Genomic DNA, 22,521 nt, shown 5'->3' with positions numbered 1-22,521 from the left:
TTTTTTACCTGCTGAAAGTTTGGCAGATCAAACAATCATCAATTTTAAGAACTATTAAGAGCGGGCTTGTCTAAAATCCGAAGATTTGCCGTAAATTGCAGCGATTTTATAGTAATTGGCGGCACATGAGCTTAAAAAAGATATACTCCACTGTTTTATTGACTTTTTTCTACGGCCTTTGCCATGCTCAAATCCTGGATGATTCAACCAGGCAGATATACGGCCTGAAAACCACCCGATTTGTACTGGAAGAAGATATCCTTAACAACCGTAAGACATACTATAATCCTGATTCAACTGTAGAGGGTTTCCATTTGTCTTTCGACAAAAATCTGCGTAGCGGCTGGCTGTATCAGGACCTGGGGCTGATTGGCTCCGCCATTAAACCCTTGTATTTTCAGCCGGCAGAAGAAATTGGCAAGCAACTGGGTTTTAATACCTACGGCTTTTATGCCTTTGATGCCCGCAAGGCCAAATATTACAATACCAAGTCGCCCTATACTAACATGCACTACACGCAGTCGGGAGGGGGGATGCTTTACCTTGATTTTACGCATTCGCAGAATATAAAGCCCAGGCTAAATGCTACTTTTGATGTTAAACGCCTTACTACCTCTAAACAATACGGAGCCCCTACCACCCGGGAAGACCGGCTGGTAGATAGCTGGGCTGCCCTGGTAAGCGTTAATTATGAGTCAAAAGATGGCAGGTACACCGTTATGGGCTCTTACAACCATTTTAACCATGCACCAGTTGAGCAGGGAGGCATAAAGCCACTTGTAGACAGTATAGGCTATGTAGAGGTTGGAGACCTGGGTAATTACCGGAGTTACCTGCCCAGAATAACCAGCGGCGTAGCCCGCGACTGGCGCAACGAGTTTCATGTTTATCAGCAATACCAGCTTTCAAATGGGTTTCAGGTGTATCATACCATTGATTACCAGCATCGAACCGATTATTATCATGATTACAGTTTCAAAGCTGATACCATTAATAGACGTACCTATTACCGACAATTACTGCCAGCCAATGCAGATGCCCTCAGTGCTATTAAAGACACCCTGGCTTTAGCATTACGATACAGGCTGATAGAAAACAAGGTCGGCATCAAGGGAATTTATCGTGGGTTTTCATACAGGCTGCATTTGAGGCACCGGCTATACAATCTACGGTCTGATTTTAACGATAATCTGAATGGATATGCCACATTCAGGCATAAATACAACCATGAGATAATTACCGGTGCATGGGCGAATTACTTTTTTCCTGACAGCCTGAAACGTGCCTATGCTGAAATTGAGTTTGGTAATGTGCAAAGCAACCTGAATGTACGTATCAAGTCAGAATATATCGGCCCTCGTCTGAAGGCCGGCGTAAGTATTCTTTCAATACCCGCTACCATTCTGGACGAATACCTCATTAATACTGAAGGAAACTGGTACAGGGCCAGCAGCACTGCCTTAAGCACGGGTTCAACCCGGCTTTTAAATCAGAATTCCTCCAACTTTTATGCTTCCACAGCCGTCGGGTCTAAAAGGTTGACGGTGTCGCCGGCTGCCTATTTATCTTTGGTAGATAACTACCTGTATTATGACAAAAACGCGCAGGTGCAGCAACTTTCAGCACCTGTGTATATAGCCAGAGCAGGCCTTGGACTAGAGTACCGCTGGAAACGGTTAACCATTGCCAACCAGATTTATCTGGCTGCTACCGATAAAAAAGATATTGTGCGTATGCCCGTTATTGCTAACAATACCACCATTACACACGACTTTGTTTATGCCAAAAAACTGCATATCAATCTGGGTGCGGATATTTATTATCGTTCGGCATATCTGGCAGACAACTACATGCCGCTTAACCGTCAGTTTTACCTGCAGGATGCCGCCACAGGACGAAAAGCCTGGGGGTATCCGGTAGTAGACTTGTTCGCCAATCTTAAAATAAGTAAGGTTCGCGTTTTTCTTAAGTTTGCTCATGCCAATCAGGGTTTTCCGGCACAGGGATATTTTGTGGGGTCGGTGTATCCTGGTATGAGACGCACTTTCTTTTTAGGCGCCAACTGGCCTTTGTTCGACTAAAAACTGCTATTTACCCTGTTTATTAAGAGCTTAAGAGTGAAATCATATTTGATTTATTTATTTTTAGCTAAGAAACTGTTCAATTAAAGAATTTGTATCTTTGCATACTTTAAAACCTAAACTCTTGATTCATGGTGTTTTGGCAGTATTTACTACCGATTCTCTTTTTCTCGGCTGTTGTTGTCCAACTCGTTTTCATTCTTGGGGTGTTTACACGTCTGGCTTCACATGTTGATACAGAACCCGAAACTAATGAAATCGGCAAACCCGGTGTGTCAATTGTTGTAGCAGCCTGGAACGAACTGGAGAATCTGAAAGAATTACTGCCATTGCTGGAAGCACAGGAGTATCCGGACTTTGAGGTGATTGTGGCCGATGACCGCTCTCATGACGGTACTTACGACTACCTGCTTTTCAATGAAGGGGTGTATTCAAAAGTTAATTTTGTAAGAATTGAGTCTTTGCCAGCACACTTTACAGCTAAGAAGTTTGCTGTTACGATGGGTATCAAGAAGGCTTCGAAAGAAATAATTTTGCTGACAGATGCAGACTGTCGCCCGACCAGCAACCGCTGGATTGACCTGATGGTGGCGCAAATGACAGGTGATAAAAAAATTGTGCTTGGTTTCTCACCGTACAGTTACGACAGCTCTGGGCTTAATTCGCTTATTCGTTACGAAACTTTTCAGACCGCCCTTCAATACCTTTCTTTTGCGCTTGCCGGAATACCCTACATGGGTGTTGGCAGAAACCTGATGTACAGAAAAGATTTGTTCTGGGCAAGTAATGGGTTTGCGAGCCATCATGGCTTATTGAGTGGCGATGACGATTTATTTGTAAATGAGGTGTCGAACAAACGGAATGTTGCCGTTTGTGTAAGCGAAGAAGCCCAGATGGTTTCGGAGCCTAAAAAGACCTGGAGTACATGGATTCAACAAAAGCGCAGGCACTTATCAGTTGGCAAACGCTATAAGTTCAGAGATAAACTATTACTTGGCCTCATAGCCATGAGCCACATGCTTTGCTGGTTTATGCTTGTACCTGTAATATTGCTTAAGCCTGATTGGTTTGTAGCGCCTGAGTGGTCGAGAATACCTGCAGAATGGCTTGAAAAATATAATTATCAGGACTTTTACCTTTTTTCTGACTGGATGCGCCTGATAGCCGGAGTGTTTTTTTACTGGTTATTGGTTAGATGGATTGTACTGGCCAGAATAAATAAAAAGCTTAGTTATACAATCCGATCTTTTAAAATACCTTATTATGACTTGCTATATGCGGTATATTATTTAATCTTCGGTGTTGTTACTGTTTTCTCAAACCCTAAAAAAATTAAGTGGAGATAAGAAAACCTTTTCTAATTGCCTTTTGCCATGCCCTCAGACATAACTTTAATAACCAGATATTTTCCGAAAATCACTGACTCTCAAAGGGCTCAGTTTGAACAATTACAGGAACTATACACTTTCTGGAACAGCCAGATAAATGTAATATCGAGACAAGACATTGAAAACCTGTACGAAAAACACATTCTGCATTCACTGGGCATTGCCAAAGTGATTCAGTTTAAGCCCGGTACCGAAATTCTGGATGTTGGTACAGGAGGAGGCTTTCCGGGTATTCCTTTGGCTATTTTATTCCCCGACTGCCAGTTTCATCTGGTAGATTCAATCGGCAAAAAAATAAAAGTGGTTACTGAGGTAGCCGCGGCACTGGGCCTGAAAAATCTGACTGCCCAGCACGAAAGAGCTGAAAATGTGGCCAGCGATTTTGATTTTATTGTAAGCAGAGCTGTAACAAGGCTTAAGCCCTTTTACGGCTGGGTGCAGAACAAAGTAACCCGAAACCAGTTTAATGAATTAAGAAACGGGATTCTGTACCTGAAAGGGGGAGACCTGGATGAAGAGCTGGCAGAGTTTGGTGGTAAATATAAGCTCTTTAACTTGTCTGATTATTTTGAGGAAGAGTTTTTTGAAACCAAAAAAGTAGTGTACGTGCCGTTTTAAACCGGATGTCTGGCAACTATTTAAACGAACCAATACTATGAATGAACGCTTTAAGGCCAGTAGTTTTAGAAACCCTTTGCTGCCTGACGAAGTTGTTTTCAGTGAAAAGGGAGTTACTTTTAAAGAAAAGAAGGTTCTTAGCAGTAGCTAGAGTTTTGTTTTTTATAACGACATAGCCGGTGTTGAGATTGACTCGGGCGTGTTTTTTGCAACTATCAGAATTAAAGCCCGTGGCAGAGAGCAGGAAATTATTGTAGAGAACTTTACAAAAGATGATGCCCGCGCCATTAAAGAACTGATTGTGGCGCGCGCATTTAACTAAGCAACATATACATGCTCAATTTAGGTGTTAAAAATACATTAAGGATTCTGAGAGGTACAAGTGTAGGAATGTATCTGGGAGATAAAGACGGCAACGATGTTTTGCTTCCGAAAAAGTATATTCCGGATGATGTAATTGTGGGTAATGACATTGAGGTATTTATTTATAAGGATTCTGAAGATCGTATTATTGCCACTACACTTGAGCCCAAAGTAAAACTCAACGAATTTGCCTATTTACAGGTAATGGCTGTTACAGGCATTGGGGCATTTATGGACTGGGGTCTAGAAAAAGACCTGTTTGTACCCTTTAAAGAGCAGAATAGAAAGCTGCAGGTAGGCGACTGGAGCGCCGTTTATGTTTACCTGGATGAAGACACCGAAAGACTCGTGGGTTCTTGTAAGGTAAACCGTTTTTTTGAAAAAGAAAACATTGAACTGGAAGAAGGGCAGGAAGTAGACCTGCTGGTTTTTGAAGAAACCAACCTGGGCCTGAATGTGATTATTAACCAGAAATACAAAGGCCTTATTTATGAAAATGAGGTTTTTCAGCGTATAAAACTGGGTAGTAAGGTGAAAGGCTACGTAAAACAGTTAAGAGAGGATAGCCGTATTGATGTAAGCCTCCAAAAACAAGGGTATGCCAACGTAGAACCCAATGCAGAGCGGATTCTGGAAAAGCTGAAGGCCAGCGAAGGATTTCTGGACCTGACAGACAAGAGCGATGCCAACTATGTGATGTACCAGCTGGAGATGAGCAAGAAAACTTTTAAAAAAGCAATAGGAAGCCTGTATAAACAACGATTAATTAGAATAGAAGAAGACGGTATTTATCTGGTCTGAAATTAAAATTGACTATATGAAACAGATTATTTTTACTGAGAAAGCCCCCGCTGCCATAGGGCCATACAGCCAGGCAGTGCTGGCAGGAGACACCTTGTATATGTCGGGGCAGATAGCCCTTGAGCTGGCAGCAGCAGGAGATGTGCGTGCAGAAGCTGCAAAGATTATGGAGAACATCGGGCATATTTTGGCAGAAGCCGGAATGGACTACACGAATATAGTAAAATCAAGTATTTTTCTGAAAAACATGGACGATTTCGCCGTTATCAATGAAGTCTACGGCAGCTACTTTAAGGCAGATCCTCCGGCCAGAGAAACGGTGCAGGTTGCTCGTTTACCTAAAGATGTAAACGTTGAAATATCAGTTATTGCTGTCAGGTAAAATTTAATAATTTTTTCATCTGAGGGTAACTGCTGTAATATAGGCAGACAATCAGGTGATAACGGTATGGTTTGTTTCATAGGCTTGAAACAATTCCCAACCGTAAAATAATTTTCGCCGGTAACAATTAGACTTAAATCAATAAATTATTATATATTTACGTCAAAGAAAATCCTCCCATTTATACTAAAACTAAAATAGTTTGGCTATGAGAAAAAATTACTTTCTATCTCTATTATTGTTGATGTTTGCTTTTTGGAACGTTGAGGCAAAAGGTAGAGAATTATCAGGAAGTGTTCCTGCAGTTGCCGATTCAGTAAATCCTTTGAATACTTCAACTAACTTGGTTAAGACATATGTACCTGGTTCGGGGTCTCAACTAGATGTTGGTTGGAAAACAAACAACACTGAATCTGTTAAGTATCAGATTGCTTTCTCAACAGACGGCGTGAACTTTAACTACTTCACAACTGAGGCTTTTACAACTTATGGTGCCTACCATTTTAATGGTCTTATCCCCAACAAGAAATACTGGTTTTCAGTACGTGCAGCCAAAGATACCTTGTATGCGCATACACGCTTTGCTACCTGCGCAACAGATTCTATCCGTACCGGTGTACCGAACGACAGCCTTCACAGGTATTCTTGCTGGTCGCCGCTTTTTGCAGTAACCACCATGCAGGAATTACCAGTAGCGCCGAGCATAGTAGGTGTTGCTGACGGTTGGACACAAACCACTGCAACCATTGTTTTCAAGGATGTTTCTGATAACGAAAACAAGTTTATCATTAAACGCAGCATGAATGATGGCCCTTGGACTGACGTAGCCTTTATTAATACCCCAGACAGTACAGGTAAAGAATATAATGTTACTTATGTTGATAATACCTTAATGCAAAATTCCAAAGTCCAGTATCAGGTAGCGTCCTGGAATAGAACAGGGTTTTCACCGACTGCAACTTTCGGGCCGGTTTTCTTTACATTGCCATATCCTCCTCAAGCTCCAATTCTTTTGATTTCGCCTTATCAGACTTTGAATGAGGTGCGTCTTGAATGGACAAACCGCGATCCGATCGTTTGGGATTTCCAGGTTGAGCGTTCAGTAAATAATACAGATTGGTCTATCATTGCCACAGGTGTGCCTGCTTACGCGCCTTTCTATAATGATCTTGATGCATGGGAAGGTACCACTTATTATTACCGCGTAAGAGCAAGAAACAGAGGTGGATTAGGTGAGGCTTCAATTCCATTGAAGGTAACTACACCGGCAAGAGTTGGGCCTCCTGCACCGCTAGGTCTGAAAGGTAAAAGCATTACGCCTAACAGAGTAGATTTAACCTGGAAAAACCCAACGTTTGGTCCTTATGAAATACCAAAACAAATTCTGGTGTATCGTTCGGCAACAGGTGCTGGTGAAGGCTATACGCAATTAGCTACTCTTGCGCCGTCAGATACTTCATATACAGATAACACTACTTTGCCTAAGGTAACTTACTGGTATAAAGTAATGGCATCAAATGATCAGGGTCCATCACCTTATTCAAATATTGTGTCTTTATTAACCCTAGGACCTCCAACGGCGCCATCAGGTTTAGTGTCAGAGAAGAGTGTTGATAATCTTGGTTACAATAACATAAAAATTAAATGGGTTGATAATTCAAATGATGAAGAATTCTTCGTTCTTGAAAGAGCTCAAAATAACACCTTTACTATTGACCTTACCATTATGAAGGTACTTGCCAATAAAACTGATGTACTGAGTATCCCGATTGAAGAAGGTGTAACTTATTATTTCAGAGTAAAGTCTACTAACCAATATGGTGAGTCAAGTTATTCAAGTGTTTCTTCTGTAGAAACGGTTTATACCATGGCACCAAACAAACCTTACGCTTTGAAAGCAACTGCCAGCTCAGCTACTAAAGTAGCTTTGAAATGGGGTGATGACTCAAACAAAGAGGAGACTTTTGTTGTGGAGCGTTCGGTAGATGGTACTGCGTTTACTGGTTTAGTTATACTGGGCCGTAATACGACTTCCTATACTGATTCAACAGTAACCGCCAATAAGAAATTCTGGTACCGTGTGAAAGCCGTTAACAATAAAGGCAATTCAGACTATTCAGATGTTGCTTCTGTAACAACACCAGCAGCTTCTGTAGCTGTAGTAGCCGTGGCGGCGGTGTCAACAAGCACTGCTGACAACTGGGTGGTTTATCCTAACCCAACTAATGATGCGGTTAAACTGGTTATTCCTGAAGCTATGCAGAATAACGCTGTTGTGATAACAGTAATTGATAAAATGAACAGAGAAGTTATTAAAACCAAGATTGATGCCCGTCAGAAAGAGCATATCCTTGATTTGAGTAACTTTGTAGAGGGTACTTATACAATCAGTATCCGTACTGCCGATAAACAGGTTACAAAACGTGTTTATAAGTACTAAGATTATATTAAATGGGAATATAATATTAAAGCCGGGCTTCTGAGAAGACCGGCTTTAATATTTTGGTTATGTTTCAGATTCCTGATTCAATAAATAAATGTCTGTTAATTAAATTATCAGATGGCCTTTGAGAATGTTTTGTTTAGTGGCTGGCCCGCACTGCTGATGTACTTATCAAAAACGGTACATACGTTTCTGATAAACGTTTTGCCTTCTGCAGTTACTTTAACTTTATTATCTTCTAATAGTATAATGCCATCGTTTTTCAATGCCAGCAATTGTTCTATCTGGTGTTGATCTAAATCATCGAACGAAAACTCAGTTTCAAAACGGCACATCAGGTTTTGTATGTAGTTTCTCCAGAGCATATCCTCCTCTGTCTGAATGTGGCCTCTGAGCAATGGAAAAATGTTGTTTTTTGTCAGATGTATGTACTCATCAAGACTTTTGGTGTTTTGCGAAAGGGCTGTCCAGCTATCACTGATGGCTGATACGCCCAGGCCCAACATGCATTTAGACTGTGTGGTAGTATAACCCATAAAGTTGCGGTTAAGCAAACCTTCTTCTCCGGCTTTAAAAAGTGTGTCGCTAGGCAGGGCAAAGTGATCCATGCCTATTTCGTGGTAGCCGTTTTCTTCAAAGATGGCACGGCCCAGTTCATATAGCTGGCGTTTAGTTGTAGCACTTGGCAGGTTGTTTTCATCAAAACCTCTCTGTCCGTTACCTTTTAACCAGGGTACATGGGCGTATGAGTATAAAGAAAGGCGGTCTGGGGCGAGCTCCAGGGTTTTTCTGATGGTTTTTTCAAACTGCTCTACATTTTGAAAAGGAAGGCCAAAAACGAGGTCATGGCTGATAGAGGTATAGCCTATCTTGCGTGCCAGTTCGGTTACTTTCTTTACGTTTTCGAATGGTTGCAGGCGGTTAATAGCTACCTGTACGGTGTGGTCGTAGTCTTGCACACCGAAACTAACCCTCCGGAAACCTAAATCATACAAGGTTTGCAGGTGGGTTTCGCTGGTATTGTTGGGGTGGCCTTCAAAACTGAATTCTGCCGTTGGGCTTACTTTAGAACCCGATAAGATGCCTTCAATGAGGTCTTTCAGGTTTTCGGCAGAGAAAAAGCTGGGTGTACCACCGCCCAGGTGAATTTCTTCAATGAGAGGTGCTTCTCTCAGCAGATTGCGGTAGAGGTTCCATTCTTTCAGAACAGCCTCAATATACGGCACCTCAAACTGATGATTGAGTGTAATGCGCTTATGGCAGGCACAAAAAGTGCATAGGCTTTCGCAAAATGGAAGATGAATATATAGACTTAGTTTCTTCTGATTTTTATAGCTTTTTATGAAACTTTCTTTCCATTGGGCTTCGGTAAAATTGCTGTTGTCCCAATAAGGAACTGTCGGATAACTGGTATATCGCGGTGCAGAAGTGTTGTATTTTTCAATAAGTGCTGACTGTATCATCTCATCTTTTTTTGTAAACAAAGGTAGATGCCTTACAAAAAAAGAAATATGATGGCGGTCATATTTGCTAGTTTCTGAGTTTTTTTAGTTTTTCGGGATTTACAATCGTTATTTTGCCTGATTCAATTTCTACCAGTTTCTCGTCTTTAAAGTCAGACAAGGTGCGAATGGCCGTTTCCAGAGAGGTTCCTGCGGCGCTGGCCAGGTCTTCACGGCTGATTTTCATAGATGCCTGGTTGTCTGGAAAAAACTTGAGCAATGCCTCAGAAACCCGTTTGCGCACCGAATTATAGGCCAGTTTTAACAGGCTGCTTTCGTTGTCTTTGATATTTTTTGAGAGCAGCTGAATAAACTTCTGTGCCACCTGCGGGTTTTGTAATAAAAGGTTGTTAAAGTCTTTTTTTGGTATCAGGCAAATTTCTGAGTCTTCCAGGGTTTCAATGGTATCGGTAAAATTGGTTTCCTGAATCAGGTCAACGTAACCTACGAAGTCGCCGGGATGGTAGAGGTTTACAATAAACTCTTTGCCATCATCATTAGTTTTAAAGGCTTTCAGCTTGCCTTTCAGTACATAATACAAATAAAGGGGGAAGTCTCCTTCTCTGTAAATTTCAGTTTTTTTCTTAAAGTATCTTATTTCACGGTTTTCTGTCAGTTTCTTTAACTCCTGTTCTCCGTTGGCGTCAGCAATGAGCTGGTCAAGGCCGGTTATATCCTGCGCGTATTGCTTTTTAGACAATTCTTTTTTTCTGAGGCGGCTTTCAATAGCACTAAGCAGTTCCACATCATCAAAAGGTTTAGTGATGTAGTCATCGGCGCCCATATCCATTCCTTTTCGTAAATCAGAGCGTTCTGCTTTGGCAGTAAGAAAAATAAATGGTATTGAGGCCGTTTTTTCCTGCTTTGATAGTAAGTGCAAAACACCGTAGCCATCAAGCACAGGCATCATGATATCACAAATAATCAGGTCTGGTTGTTCTTTGATGGCAATGTCAACCCCAACTTTTCCATTCTCGGCGGTCAGAACTTCATATCCGTCCAGTTCAAGTATTTCAGATGTGTTTTCTCTTATTTCTGCGTTGTCTTCAATTAATAATATTTTTTTCATAGCTTTTTGCTTATAATTGTCTTGGTAGGGTAATAACAAATTCAGTGCCTTTGTTCTCCTGGCTTGAGTAATCAATTTTTCCTTTTAACAGATTTACGTACTGATTCACGATGCTGAGGCCTAAACCAGTACCCTGTATTTCTCCGGCGTTGCTCATTCTGTAAAACCGCTCAAACAGGTGTTTCTTCTCAGCCTCTGGTATACCAATGCCTTCATCTCGTACCCGAAGCGTTACGCTGTTTTCGTCCAGGCGTACACTTACCAACACTTGTGCGCCTTCAGGCGAAAACTTGATGGCGTTAGAAACAAGGTTTATTAAAATGTTTTTGATGATTTTGGGGTCGATTCTTACCTGGTGCGAATCGTCTCCTGAAATGCAGTCGTACAATATCTTTTGACCTTTTTTTGCAATGCCCTGCATCTGCTGGCAAATTTCGTCAATCAGCTCGCTGATGTCAAATGTTTCAGGCGATACAATTACTTTGCCTTCTTCCAGTTTGTTGAGCGATAGAAAATCATTCAGAATTTCGGTCAGCATTCGTACCGAGGATTTGATGCGACTAATATGCTTGTCGCGTTTTTCGTTCTCGTCAAGGTCGGCGTATTTTTCAACCAGTGATAAAGACGACAAAACTGTAGCCAATGGTGTGCGGAATTCATGCGAAGCAAGGGTAATAAACCTGGATTTCATCAGGTTCAGTTCCTGCTCGCGCTTTAGTGCTTTATCAAGTTCATCTTTGGTTTTTTCCAGTTTCTGAATGGCTTCTTTTAATACAAGCGTGCGTTCTTCCACCTCCACTTCCAGTTCGTTTTTATAAGAAACCAATCTGTTTTCGGCTTTTTTACGAATGGTAATGTCAATAACAAAGGCTATCACATACGCGCCTTTGCTGTTGTGATAAGGGCTGAGGCTGATTTCAACCGGAAACTCACTGCCATCTTTACGGCGGGCGTACAAATCCATGCCGCTGCCCATCGAACGCGCATGTGGATGCTCGTTAAATGCTCTGCGGTGTTCGGTATGGGTATGGCGGAATCTGCCGGGAATCAGATCTTCAATAGACAGTTTCTCCAGTTCTTCAGGCTCGTACCCAAACATTGCCGCTCCGCTTGGGTTTACTCTTACAATTTTTCCTTGCTTATCCGCTATTAAAATTCCTTCAGTGGCAAACAAGAAAATAGCCTCCGACTGGTGTAATATATCCATTTCCGCAACTGTTGACCTCGTACCTGGGTTGTTTTTCATCAGCAAAGAAGAGAAGTTTTGTAAGCTAAAAATATGACAAATATCAGTTTTCTGAAACCGCCCAAATGTTTTTTTTTTGAGTTTATCATAGCTACTTATGATGAAACTCATATTCAATGGCCCGAAAAATATAGAATTTTGTTGCAATGAAACTATCCAGATTCCGCATTATGAAAACTATACTACTGGCTACCGATTTTTCAAGGGCAGGCAATAAGGCTGCACATCTGGCTGCAAATATAGCAATAAAGCAGCAGGCGCGCCTGGTATTGTTTCATGCATACCGGTTTTTGAATACCTATGATGATAATTACGGGCTGCCGATTGATGAAGTGAAAAGAATTAGTGCCAAAAAACTGAGCGATTTAAAAAAAAGAGTGACGGGCAGGGTTAATCAGCCACTAGAAATAGAGGTTTGTTACAGGCACGGTTCTCTAATTGATACCATAATAACCGCAACTAAAGAATTTGAAGTTGACCTGATTGTGATGAGTAGCGTGGGGGACTCTCCGCTTGGCGCTGGTTTTTTTGGTAGTGCGGCCACCGAAATGATTGATTCATTGAAAATACCGATGCTGGTTTTACCGCCCAACTACACAATTAAGCATTTTGAAAATGCGGTGATGGGGGTTGACCTGAGCAAACCCATAGATGCCGCCGTATTAGGAAAAGCTATTTATTTTTTAAGAGACCTGGACACCGTGGTTGATGTGATATATGTAGCCCCCATTACACCGGCATTACCAACAGAAGATATTAAAAAAGCAGAATTAGGCTTGCGTGAGTTACTGAAGAATGTGCCGCATACGTTTCAGACAGTGACTGGTAAAAATCAGGTTGAGACCATTAACAGTTTTGTTAAAAGCAGAAATGCTCAACTTTTGATTACGTTTCCGAAGCATCATGGGTTTCTGGAGAAGATTTTCTTTGCAGGTAATACCCGTCGACTGGTTTTTGATGCCGAGGTTCCGGTTTTGGCAATACAGTAAATTTAACGCTGAAAAATACTATACATGAAGATTGTTGTTGATAAGGAAATGTCAGTTAATCAGTTAGCAAGGGCATTTAACGAGATTTACCCTTTTCTGAAGATAGAGGTGTATCATAGAGGAAATGAAATGAGCACTGACGCCTTCCATACTCTGAACGATATCTCAAGCCTGAAGAATCCTTCGGTGTTTATTATATCACCGAATATGACAATTGAGCAGATTGAAGAGTATTTCTGGGAAAAACTAGGGTTACAGATTAGTGTTTTCAGGAAAGTGGGAAACTCCTGGATACATACCGCATTTACTAACAAATGGACACTTGAACGCCAGAATGATATTGGACGCAATATCTACAGTTCTATTGTGTAGGTAAATACTTATTACCTGCCAATAGAACTGCCAGTAATGGTATGTTATCTGTGCAATTGTTTATGTACTGCATTAATGATTTATCTGCCGCTATTTTACTTTTCTTAATAATGTAATAAAGAATTTACCCGAAAACTGTGCTTTTTCGGGTTTTTTTCTTTTTAAGCTTCCATTGCTGCAAAGTTTTAAATACGATTAACAGAATCAATAAGTTTTAGGTGCTTTTTCTATCTGGTTTTCAGATACTCCAGCCTTTTGGTGGCATCAGACCTGTACTGCTTTACGGTGTCTGACGACAGCAGGTATTTATTATAGAACTCAACAGCGTGGTTTTTGTCGTTTTTCCAGTCGTAAGTTCGGGCCATTAAAAAGAGCAGGTAGGGGCGGTCATCGAACAGATAAGCGTTATTATAGGCGTCAATGGCTTCACTATAGTTTTTCTCTTTCTCGTTTATATAGCCCAGGGTATAATAATAATCGGCTATGTTTTCTGATACACCCATGGCAATGGCTTTTTCGAAATGTATTTTTGCTTTGGCCATATTGTTTTCTTTCATATAGGCCAGCCCCAGAAAATAGTCTATCCCTTCTTCCGGTTCGCCTTTTTTCGTGTATTTTTCTAATACTTCTATGCATTGTCTGGTTCTGTCGGTTCGGTAATAGGCAAAGCCCAGCATACGTTGATAAGCAAGGCTTGAGTCTCCCAGATCCATCAGGGCTCGTACAGCCAGAATCACCTCCTGAAACTTCATCTCTTTATATAGCGCCTTAACTTTCAGCTGATGCAAAGGCAGGTAGGCAGAATCATACTTCAGGTGTCTTTCTACCAGGTTAAGACAATTTTTGGTCATGTTTCTACGCATATATACTTTGCCCAGTTCGTTTGCGCAATCTAGGTCGTTCAATGAAATAGCTTTGCGAAGTAAAAACATGGCCAGCGAATCGTTCCCCAGTTTAGTATAAACAACACCCAGTAGTTTGAGGTAAGTAGCATTGGTTGAATCTACCTTTAACAGCTTACTGTAATAGGTTTTTGCTTTCTTGTAATTGCCAGTGCTTTCGGCATTATTGGCCATCTGAAATAAGGCTGTACGATTGCTGGAATCGGCAACCAGCACTTTTCCGTAGAAGGTATCGCTTTGTTTGTAATCGCCGGTTTTTGCATAGCAAAAGCCTTTTTCAAGCAGGCATGGTTGGGTATTACAGCCAGCCAGCATCTGAATGGCCTCTCCGAAACGGTAATCATTCATAAGTGCTTTGGCTTTGCTAAGTGTATTGTCGGCAGTAGTTTGGGCCAAAGCCTGGCTGTAAAAAAGAATAGCAAAAAGATAAATGAAGTTTTTCATGATTGCTTTATAATTATGAGTGAATAGATTTCAGGCAAAAAATTAATTGTTCAGGAGCTTATCAAACATCCGCTTCACTTCCGGGTCAGATGGTCTCGGGGCATTGTCAGATATTATCTGTGCATGGGCATCAACAAGAAGATATCGGGGAATAGAGTTGATATTGAATTTTTTGGCAATTGCCGAAGCATTGCCGCTTGGCAATAGATAAGATTCGCCGGGTGCAATGCCCAATTGTTGCATAGCGTTGCTCCAGGCGTTGGGGTCTTCATCGGTTGAGATATAGACAAAACCAATGCCTTTCTCCTCATATTCTGCTTTCAGTTTATGTGAGGCCGGCATTTCTGCCCGGCATGGCCCACACCAGCTGGCCCAGAAATCTACATAGTAAAAGCGCTTATCCGATTTTTTGAAAATGTCGTTCAATTCGCCCGCTTCATACTTGCCGTTTAGCAAGGGCAGGTTGTTTCCTATTTGTTGAGTGGTTTTATAAAAAGGCAGGAGGTTATCAGTTGCAAAAGAACGAATGAATGGATTTTGGGAAATTGATGCCAGTTTTTCTGCAATATGAAGATTAATAGATTTATCGGTGTTCTGTTTATTAAGATTAATGATGTCTAGCAGAACAGCCTCAAGCGTAGCACCAGACAAGCTGTTCAGGGCTATTTCTGCCATTTTCTTATAATCAGTTCCGGTTTTTTCAAGGTCTTGGCCAGACTTAAGCAATACGTAACTCAGTACAGCGGCCCGATAGCTGGATTCATAGAAGAACTGGTCGCTGCTAATGAAATTATTCTCGAACGCGGCTGTTATTTCCTTGTTTTGCGGTAATCGCTTTTGTTCGTATGGTGAAAAGTATGGTGCAGCAAGGGTAACGAGGTAATCGTTCAGAAAAAGGGCTTTCAGGTATTGGTAATAGGTGTCTCGTATTGGTTTTCGGCTTTTGTATTCATTTAAAAAAGCTATTCTTTTGTTGTAATTGGCTTCAAGCTGTTTGTATCTGGCTATTCCTGAAATTTTGACAGGTATTTGCATAACGGCGAATCCTTCAAACTGGCCACATATTTTTTCGAACTCTTTGAAAAAATCAAGTTCGTTGTTTCTGGTGCTGTCAGAAAGGCTTCTGATGTAAGTTACATTGTCTTTGTTTTTAGATAGATAGAGTTTTTCGCCGGGGTATATTACAAAAGATAGCTGACGCCCGAACCGGTACTTTTTGTCGGTGTCGTTTGATATCAATCTAATTGGGTAAGGTTCTTTAATAACCAGAGTTTCGGTTTTGTTTTCATTGAGTTCTAAAACCTTATAGCCACTAAAATTACCGTTGTATTGCACAAAAATGGGCGTATGTGCTTTCTTTTTGTCGACGATAATAATGGTTGAGTCCTGTTTGGCGTAAACAGTTGCGCAAAAAGCCATAAATAATGAAAGAAGCCTGAAGTGAGTTTTCATAAAAGTTAGTTTTGAACATTGTTAGTTTATGGAATGGTACAGTAAGTTGGCCTAACAAACTCTGCCAAATAGGCGTACAATAGCCGGAAGACTAATAAAGCCTTAAAATGAATAAGTTTAAAAGCGCCAACAGGCCGCTCTGTCAATTATTACTTTGGCTAAGCCAACATAAAATGTTTGTGATGTAAAAATGCGGGCAGGCAAAGGCTGCGCACAAAGCTGGTGAAGCAGCCAGAAAAAAGTTTGAGGTTTTTCATGTGTTGAATGGTTTAAAAACCAGTAATAAGTTTAAATGAACATTGGTACTACAAAAATAATGTTTTCTACCGTTTAGCAAAATTTCTGGATTCAGATTTTGAATCGGCTTCTAAAAAAAATGATATCTATCAGTTTTTTTATTGGCGTTTGGTCATAATTGTGGTTTGGAACGATACCTAATTTTGGGCTTTAAAATAACCACAATTCTTAATGGCAATCTTAATTTTTTTCCTGGCCCACTGGTACTTATCATTGTTTTCACAAACTTTCTTTTTACACCGCTATGCTGCCCACCAGATGTTTACGATGACGAAGGGTTGGGAGAAGTTTTTCTACGTGGTTACGTATGTAACACAGGGGTCGTCGTTTCTCAGCCCTAAAGCTTACGGTATTATGCACCGCCTGCACCATGCTTATGCCGACACCGAGCAAGACCCGCATTCGCCGAGCTACTCAGATAACCTGTTTCACATGATGTGGAAAACCAAAAATTACTATAACGATATTCTGAACGACAAAGCCAACATTGAGCCCAAATTTAAGAAAGGTGTACCTAACTGGATGTTTATGGAGCGCCTGGGTGACGCCTGGGTGTCGAGAATAGGCTGGGGGGTATTGTACACCTTGTTCTATATGTATTTTGCAACCAGTGCCTGGGAGTATCTGTTGTTGCCGATTCATTATCTGATGGGCCCTGTGCACGGGGTTATTATTAACTGGTTTGCACATAAATATGGCTACACCAACTTTAAGGTGAACGACACCGCAAGAAATCTGTTGCCCTTTGATTTTCTGATGATGGGCGAATCTTACCACAACAACCATCATAAATTGGGCGGTAGGGCGAACTTCGGCGTAAAATGGCATGAGTTTGACCCTACGTACCCAATTATTCTGCTACTGAACAAACTTAAAATTGTGAAGCTGAAACTGAACAACGACCTGAACTATATGTAGTCTGATAAACGATACAGCTATGACACTGAACGAAACAAAAACAACGTGCTACCATTGTGGTGAAGATTGTGCCGACAGCCCGATTGTGTTGGAAGATAAACACTTTTGTTGTCATGGCTGTAAAACAGTTTATGAGATACTGCAAGACAATAATCTTTGTTCTTATTATGACCTTAACCAGCATGCCGGGGTTAGTCTGAAAGCGGCTAACTTTAAGGGCAGGTTTGATTATCTGGCAGACGACAAAATTCAGGCGCAATTGCTTGATTTCAGCAGCGAGACCATTCATAAGGTTACGCTTTTTGTTCCGGCCATTCATTGTAGTTCTTGCGTATGGTTGTTAGAAAACTTCAACAAAATTCAGGACGGAGTATTTACAGCCCGGCTCAATTTTCTGAAAAAGGAGCTGTCGCTGAGCTATGACCCAGCCAAAGTAAGCCTGAAAACCATAGTGGAGCTACTGGCAACACTGGGGTATGAGCCACTGATAAACCTGCAAAGTGCGGAGCATCAGCCCGGGCAAAACCGTGTGCAACGCCGCCTGATTATGCAGATAGGGGTGGTGGGCTTTTGCATGGGTAATATCATGCTGTTGAGTTTTCCGGAGTATTTCCGGCTTGATTTAAATAATCTGGTGGATGCCACTTATCAGAGGTTTTTTCTGTATCTCAACTTTCTGTTATCGTTGCCGGTGTTTTTCTTTGGGGCTTCAGATTACCTGAAAGGTGCCATTGTGTCTATCAAAGAGAATATCCGAAACAAAACCCATGTGTTAAGTGTAGATATTCCTATTGCGCTGGGTATTACAGCCTTGTTTGTACGCAGTAGTTTCGAGACCTTCGTTAACCATTCAGCCGGGTATTGGGATAGCCTCGCCGGGCTGGTTTTTTTTCTGCTTACCGGCAAATGGGTTCAACAGGTAACTTATAACTACCTTTCTTTTGAACGAAACTACAAATCTTATTTCCCGCTGGCAGTAAAAGTAAACGGAGGTTATAAAAACGTAACTGAGGTTCAGAAAGGCGATGTACTGGAGATACACCATCAGGAGCTGATTCCGGCCGATACGCTGTTGCTGTCGGAGCGAGCCTACGTTGATTACAGTTTTGTAACGGGGGAATCGGAACCGATAAAAAAAGAGAAAGGCGAATTGATATATGCTGGTGGCCGGCTGATTGGCGAAAAGGTAACACTGGCGGTGCAAAAGAAGGTGTCGCAAAGCTACCTGACCGAGTTATGGAACAACGAGGCCTTTAAAAAAGAAAAAAAGACGCCTGCTACTGATCTGGCCAATGCCTTTAGTAAATATTTTACCTATACCACTTTAATGATTGCGCTTGTAACAGGCATTTACTGGTACAATGTACAGCCCGATATTGTTTGGAAAAGCTTAACCGCTGTGCTGATGGTGGCCTGCCCATGTGCCCTGACACTATCAATGCCATTTACCATGAACACCACCATGGGTATTTTTGGGCGCAATAAGTTTTTTGTTAAAAATCAGAATGTAATTCAACTGCTTACAGAGATTAATGAGGTGGTGTTTGACAAAACCGGAACCCTTACCGAAAACAAAAACGGCCAGTTGCACTTTGAAGACGGCCAACTTACCGAAGAAGAAAAAGGGTGGGTTAGCCAGCTTACGGCACAGTCGGTGCACCCGCTGAGCAAAATGATAAGCCGCCACCTGGGTGCCGGAAGCGGCGAAATCAGTTATTTTAATGAAATAAAAGGCATGGGTATTGAAGGGGCAGTAGCCGGTAATTTTATAAGGCTGGGTAATGCAGAGTTTTTAGGTTTGCATACCCATACCCTGCGCACCGGGCAGGTAAATGTAGAAATTAATAAGGAGTACCGGGGGTATTTTACAATCAAAGCCAATTATAGAAAAAACTGGCGCGAAGTGTTGACCCGGTTAAAATCTGGCTTTAAGCTTGCTTTATTATCTGGCGATAACGATGAAGAGAAAGAAAACCTGAACCCTTATTTTGATAAAAACCGTTTGCTGTTTAATCAGAAACCACAGGATAAACTTGATTTTATAAGAATAGAGCAGGAGAGTGGCCGCCACGTGCTAATGATTGGCGATGGCCTGAACGATGCCGGAGCCTTGCGCCAAAGTAATGTGGGCATTGCCCTGAGCGAAGACGTGCAGGCGTTTTCGCCGGCTTGTGATGCTATTCTGGATGCCACAAAGTTTGACAGGCTGACCGACTTTCTCCGTTTTAGTAAAACGGCGCTTAATATTGTAAAAGCCAGCTTTGTGTTGTCGCTGGTCTATAATTTTATAGGTATTGGCTGGGCGGTTTCGGGGCAATTATCACCAGTAATGGCAGCTATATTTATGCCCTTAAGCTCGCTTTCTGTAGTATTGTTTGCCGTAGGCATGACCTACCTCTTTGCACGCATCAAAAAACTGATTTAAAATGGCTGTTATTATATTTCTGGTTGTGGCGGCCCTGCTGGTAGCGGGTGGCTTCTTGTTCTCGTTTATCTGGGCTACTAACGATGGCCAGTTTGACGACACCTATACGCCCTCGGTAAGGATTTTATTTGATGAAGAAAAACCTGCCGAAAATCATAAAGTTTCATGAGACACAATAGATTTTGGTTGGCAGCGCTTACCTAGTTTTGCTTATCAATTTAACCTGTCTATGAAAACAAAAGTACATAGAAACCTGATTGCGTACGTTCGTAAATCTATTGTGTTTGTCCTTGAGTCCGGGGCTTTGGCCGGTGTTATATTGTTGGTGATTTTATTCTTTGTTGCCCGTAATTGTGAGGCGCAGGTTGATTTTGCCGGGATTCCGGAAACAGAGAAATTCATAAACAATAAAGCACAGATAACCGTGAAAAACGTAAAGTACGTGCAACGGGAAGATGACATTGACTGCACCTGGAAGACGTCTCATGCGGTGTTGGACGGAATGCTTGACATTCGGACTCAGGATTTTCTGAACGATTGGTTGTCTGGTATGACAGCCTTTGGAAATTGTGAAGGAGACAAAGAATGCTATGATTTTGAACTGTATCATTATTTCTATAAATCAACCCGGGTGAGTTACCTGAAAAACGATTTTCTGGGTTTTTATCTGCATGAGGGTAACTGCAAAACTGAAAGAAGCTATTGTCTTGAAAATCAGGACTGGGAGATATATGACCTGAGAGGCAAGCGTTTTTTGCAGGAAAGCGATATCATTAATCAGGATGAAAAATCGCAGAAGATATTTTATAGCCTGATTGAAAACCGGGTAAAAAAACTAAAGCAGAATCTGGTGAGCGACTGGAAAGCCTATACCAGACAAATAGGCCTTGATAAAAATATGCTTGTGGTGTATCTGAACAACGACATGATGAACAACACCAGAGGTGTGCTACTGAAATTCAGAATAGAAGAAATTGAAAAAGTATTAGTGCCTTGCTTTGCGAACCGCCTCAATAACCGCGGATGCGAAAAAATAACAGAAGCCCCGGGCATTACGCAACAATTTATAAAAAATTAAAAAACTGTCAGTTTTGTTAAGGTATAAGGCAGTTTTTTAATTTGCTAGGGTAAAGTATTTAGGTTCAAATGCTGAAAAAAGACAGGTTTTGCCTGTCTTTTTTTTTCTGACATCAATCATGTTTGTGCCTATATACGCTCATAAAAAAATGATGATGGCTGATATAGCTTTGTTTCGTTAAAATAAATTTCAACCATCATGAAAAAAGTACTTCTTCCGACCGATTTCTCGAAAGCTTCAGAAAAGGCCATACGATACGCCATTCAATTGTTTGGCGATACCCCCTGCGAGTTTACGTTGATGCATGCTTATGATACTTTTCCGACAGGAGGGTCTCCTGAAATTGCGTATTCTATGATAGAAGAGTTATTCTCCCGTGCCAAAGAAGAAATCCTGGAGCATCTGGAAGAAGTAAAACAATGGGATACCCGCAAGATACATACATTTAAAACAGATTTGATGCCAACATCGCCCGGTAGTGCCATTCAGGTGCTTAACCAGAAAAATCAGTATGATTTTGTAGTGGTAGGCGCCACAGGTAAGGGTAATGACATACTATTTGGCAGTACTGCTACCGATGTGGTAAGAAATGTAATGACCAATTCTATTGTTGTACCAGTTAAATCTGAATTAAGACCAGTAAGAAATGTAGTGCTTGCGGTTGACTACAAACCTGTGCAGTCTTTTCATGAGCTGGATGAACTGAAAGCGTTGCTGATTAACAATAATGCTACACTTACCTTATTGAATGTTTTGAAAGAAAACCAGCTTCCGACAGATATAAACAGCCTTACCAGATACGAATACCATGATTATTTTAAAGGCGTGAATCTGGTGGATTATCAGATAATAGGTGATACGGCAGAGGAAGGAATAATTGAGTATCTGAATAACCATGAGGCAGATATGCTGGTAATGGTTACACGCCGGCATACATTTTTTGATGTACTGTTTAACCGTTCAGTTACCCGCCGGTTTGCCTATAATCCATCCATACCTTTGTTTAGTATTTATGACGAAGCGAACATTACAGTGCCAGAACATGAAGTAGTTACTTTTTAAAGTATGGCAGGGTCAGCACAATCAGGCCGGCCATTCTGGTTTGAAAAAGCCCCGATTAGCCTTGATATCAGCAAGAAAAGACCCCTTTGTCTGCTAAAGGCAAAGGGGTCTTTGCTAAAAGCCTGCCAGCAAAGAAACCCATAAAAAAATATATTCTATAAAGTAAAACAGACCATTTTCAGGTCTGAAAATCTACCTGAATCATTCAAATATTTAAACACACCAGACAATGAAAAAGTATTCAGAACTAAGCCATAGTCATTTTCAGAACAGGATATGGCGTAACGAACTGGAAATGATGCAAAAGGAAACAGATTTTTTTCTGACCGTAGTACAGGAAATTGACACCCTTGACAACAAAGAGCTCAATAACAGGCAGGAGTGGTTCATAAACCAGTTTCATCATTTTCAAAGGCTTATTAAACAGTTATCGACCGAACTGGCCGACATTGAAAAGGGGTTGGCTGTAGGCGTACAGGAAGATAAAATTCTTGATAAGGAGCAAAGGCTGGACCAGAACTATTTCAAAGAAAGAATGGATTATTTTGAGCAGGACTACCGTAGCGTGAAAGCCAGATTCAGGGCTTTTATTGCCAATTCAGATACCGAAGGCATTGATTAAGCAGGGAAATACTACCCCGCCTGAATTATGATTAATGTCATGTTTTCTTAAAGCCTATGTCATGTTT

General features: G+C 41.3%; 20 protein-coding genes. 15 read left to right on the top strand and 5 right to left on the bottom strand.

Annotation, left to right across the window (positions count from 1 at the left end; genetic code table 11):
* The first annotated feature begins 125 nt into the window (after positions 1-125).
* The 7 genes from C0V77_RS08065 to C0V77_RS08035 all read left to right on the top strand — a co-directional run bounded on the left by C0V77_RS08065 (position 126) and on the right by C0V77_RS08035 (position 8,073).
* Positions 126-2,081: a putative porin gene (locus C0V77_RS08065; protein ID WP_101725826.1), complete on the top strand. Its 1,956-nt coding sequence runs from the start codon at positions 126-128 to the stop codon at positions 2,079-2,081.
* Between the two features lie 131 nt (positions 2,082-2,212).
* Positions 2,213-3,427, top strand: coding sequence for a glycosyltransferase (locus C0V77_RS08060; RefSeq protein WP_101725825.1), 1,215 nt, complete (start codon positions 2,213-2,215; stop codon positions 3,425-3,427).
* 27 nt (positions 3,428-3,454) lie between these two features.
* A complete protein-coding gene (gene rsmG, locus C0V77_RS08055) occupies positions 3,455-4,087 on the top strand; it encodes a 16S rRNA (guanine(527)-N(7))-methyltransferase RsmG (protein ID WP_101725824.1) in 633 nt (210 codons plus the stop codon).
* A gap of 199 nt (positions 4,088-4,286) precedes the next feature.
* Positions 4,287-4,409 (top strand): hypothetical protein, encoded by a 123-nt coding sequence (locus C0V77_RS23525; RefSeq protein WP_310587020.1) that lies wholly within the window; start codon positions 4,287-4,289, stop codon positions 4,407-4,409.
* A gap of 11 nt (positions 4,410-4,420) precedes the next feature.
* A complete protein-coding gene (locus C0V77_RS08045; protein ID WP_101725823.1) occupies positions 4,421-5,251 on the top strand; it encodes a S1 RNA-binding domain-containing protein in 831 nt (276 codons plus the stop codon).
* A gap of 16 nt (positions 5,252-5,267) precedes the next feature.
* Positions 5,268-5,633, top strand: a complete 366-nt coding sequence (locus C0V77_RS08040; RefSeq protein ID WP_101725822.1) for a Rid family detoxifying hydrolase — start codon at positions 5,268-5,270, stop codon at positions 5,631-5,633.
* Positions 5,634-5,841: 208 nt separating this feature from the next.
* Positions 5,842-8,073: a T9SS type A sorting domain-containing protein gene (locus C0V77_RS08035; RefSeq protein ID WP_101725821.1), complete on the top strand. Its 2,232-nt coding sequence runs from the start codon at positions 5,842-5,844 to the stop codon at positions 8,071-8,073.
* Positions 8,074-8,189: 116 nt separating this feature from the next.
* Here C0V77_RS08035 and hemN read toward each other — a convergent pair whose 3' ends face one another.
* The 3 genes from hemN to C0V77_RS08020 all read right to left on the bottom strand — a co-directional run bounded on the left by hemN (position 8,190) and on the right by C0V77_RS08020 (position 11,854).
* Entirely contained in the window at positions 8,190-9,539 is a 1,350-nt protein-coding gene (hemN, locus tag C0V77_RS08030) for an oxygen-independent coproporphyrinogen III oxidase (protein ID WP_101725820.1), read from the bottom strand.
* A gap of 67 nt (positions 9,540-9,606) precedes the next feature.
* A complete protein-coding gene (locus C0V77_RS08025; protein WP_101725819.1) occupies positions 9,607-10,647 on the bottom strand; it encodes a response regulator in 1,041 nt (346 codons plus the stop codon).
* A 10-nt stretch (positions 10,648-10,657) separates the two neighbouring features.
* Positions 10,658-11,854, bottom strand: a complete 1,197-nt coding sequence (locus C0V77_RS08020; protein ID WP_229236231.1) for a PAS domain-containing sensor histidine kinase — start codon at positions 11,852-11,854, stop codon at positions 10,658-10,660.
* A 209-nt stretch (positions 11,855-12,063) separates the two neighbouring features.
* Here C0V77_RS08020 and C0V77_RS08015 point away from each other — a divergent pair, with 209 nt between their 5' ends.
* Together C0V77_RS08015 and C0V77_RS08010 are read left to right on the top strand one after the other, a co-directional pair.
* Positions 12,064-12,882 (top strand): universal stress protein, encoded by an 819-nt coding sequence (locus C0V77_RS08015; RefSeq protein WP_158237910.1) that lies wholly within the window; start codon positions 12,064-12,066, stop codon positions 12,880-12,882.
* 24 nt (positions 12,883-12,906) lie between these two features.
* Positions 12,907-13,254, top strand: coding sequence for a hypothetical protein (locus C0V77_RS08010; protein WP_101725816.1), 348 nt, complete (start codon positions 12,907-12,909; stop codon positions 13,252-13,254).
* Positions 13,255-13,481: 227 nt separating this feature from the next.
* Here C0V77_RS08010 and C0V77_RS08005 read toward each other — a convergent pair whose 3' ends face one another.
* Together C0V77_RS08005 and C0V77_RS08000 are read right to left on the bottom strand one after the other, a co-directional pair.
* On the bottom strand, positions 13,482-14,600 hold the full coding sequence (locus C0V77_RS08005) for a tetratricopeptide repeat protein (protein ID WP_101725815.1): 1,119 nt from the start codon (positions 14,598-14,600) through the stop codon (positions 13,482-13,484).
* Positions 14,601-14,642: 42 nt separating this feature from the next.
* Positions 14,643-16,052: a TlpA disulfide reductase family protein gene (locus C0V77_RS08000; RefSeq protein ID WP_101725814.1), complete on the bottom strand. Its 1,410-nt coding sequence runs from the start codon at positions 16,050-16,052 to the stop codon at positions 14,643-14,645.
* Between the two features lie 468 nt (positions 16,053-16,520).
* Between C0V77_RS08000 and C0V77_RS07995 the strand changes: the two genes are divergently transcribed.
* From C0V77_RS07995 to C0V77_RS07970, 6 genes are all read left to right on the top strand, one after another.
* Positions 16,521-17,267, top strand: coding sequence for an acyl-CoA desaturase (locus tag C0V77_RS07995; protein ID WP_101725813.1), 747 nt, complete (start codon positions 16,521-16,523; stop codon positions 17,265-17,267).
* 19 nt (positions 17,268-17,286) lie between these two features.
* Positions 17,287-19,692 carry a heavy metal translocating P-type ATPase metal-binding domain-containing protein gene (locus C0V77_RS07990; RefSeq protein WP_101725812.1) on the top strand — a complete coding sequence of 802 codons (2,406 nt, stop codon included), beginning with the start codon at positions 17,287-17,289 and terminating at the stop codon, positions 19,690-19,692.
* A gap of 1 nt (position 19,693) precedes the next feature.
* Complete coding sequence (ccoS, locus tag C0V77_RS07985; RefSeq protein ID WP_101725811.1) at positions 19,694-19,861, top strand: cbb3-type cytochrome oxidase assembly protein CcoS; 168 nt, start codon at positions 19,694-19,696, stop codon at positions 19,859-19,861.
* A 60-nt stretch (positions 19,862-19,921) separates the two neighbouring features.
* Positions 19,922-20,770 carry a hypothetical protein gene (locus C0V77_RS07980; RefSeq protein WP_101725810.1) on the top strand — a complete coding sequence of 283 codons (849 nt, stop codon included), beginning with the start codon at positions 19,922-19,924 and terminating at the stop codon, positions 20,768-20,770.
* Between the two features lie 198 nt (positions 20,771-20,968).
* Positions 20,969-21,832 carry a universal stress protein gene (locus C0V77_RS07975; RefSeq protein ID WP_101725809.1) on the top strand — a complete coding sequence of 288 codons (864 nt, stop codon included), beginning with the start codon at positions 20,969-20,971 and terminating at the stop codon, positions 21,830-21,832.
* Between the two features lie 229 nt (positions 21,833-22,061).
* Positions 22,062-22,454, top strand: a complete 393-nt coding sequence (locus C0V77_RS07970; protein ID WP_101725808.1) for a hypothetical protein — start codon at positions 22,062-22,064, stop codon at positions 22,452-22,454.
* Positions 22,455-22,521 lie beyond the last annotated feature (67 nt).

It is taken from the genome of Emticicia sp. TH156 (assembly GCF_002855535.1).
Taxonomy (GTDB): Bacteria; Bacteroidota; Bacteroidia; order Cytophagales; family Spirosomataceae; genus Emticicia; species Emticicia fluvialis.
The sequence above is the reverse complement of the archived record's forward strand: the minus strand, read 5'-3'. Positions and strand labels throughout refer to the sequence as shown.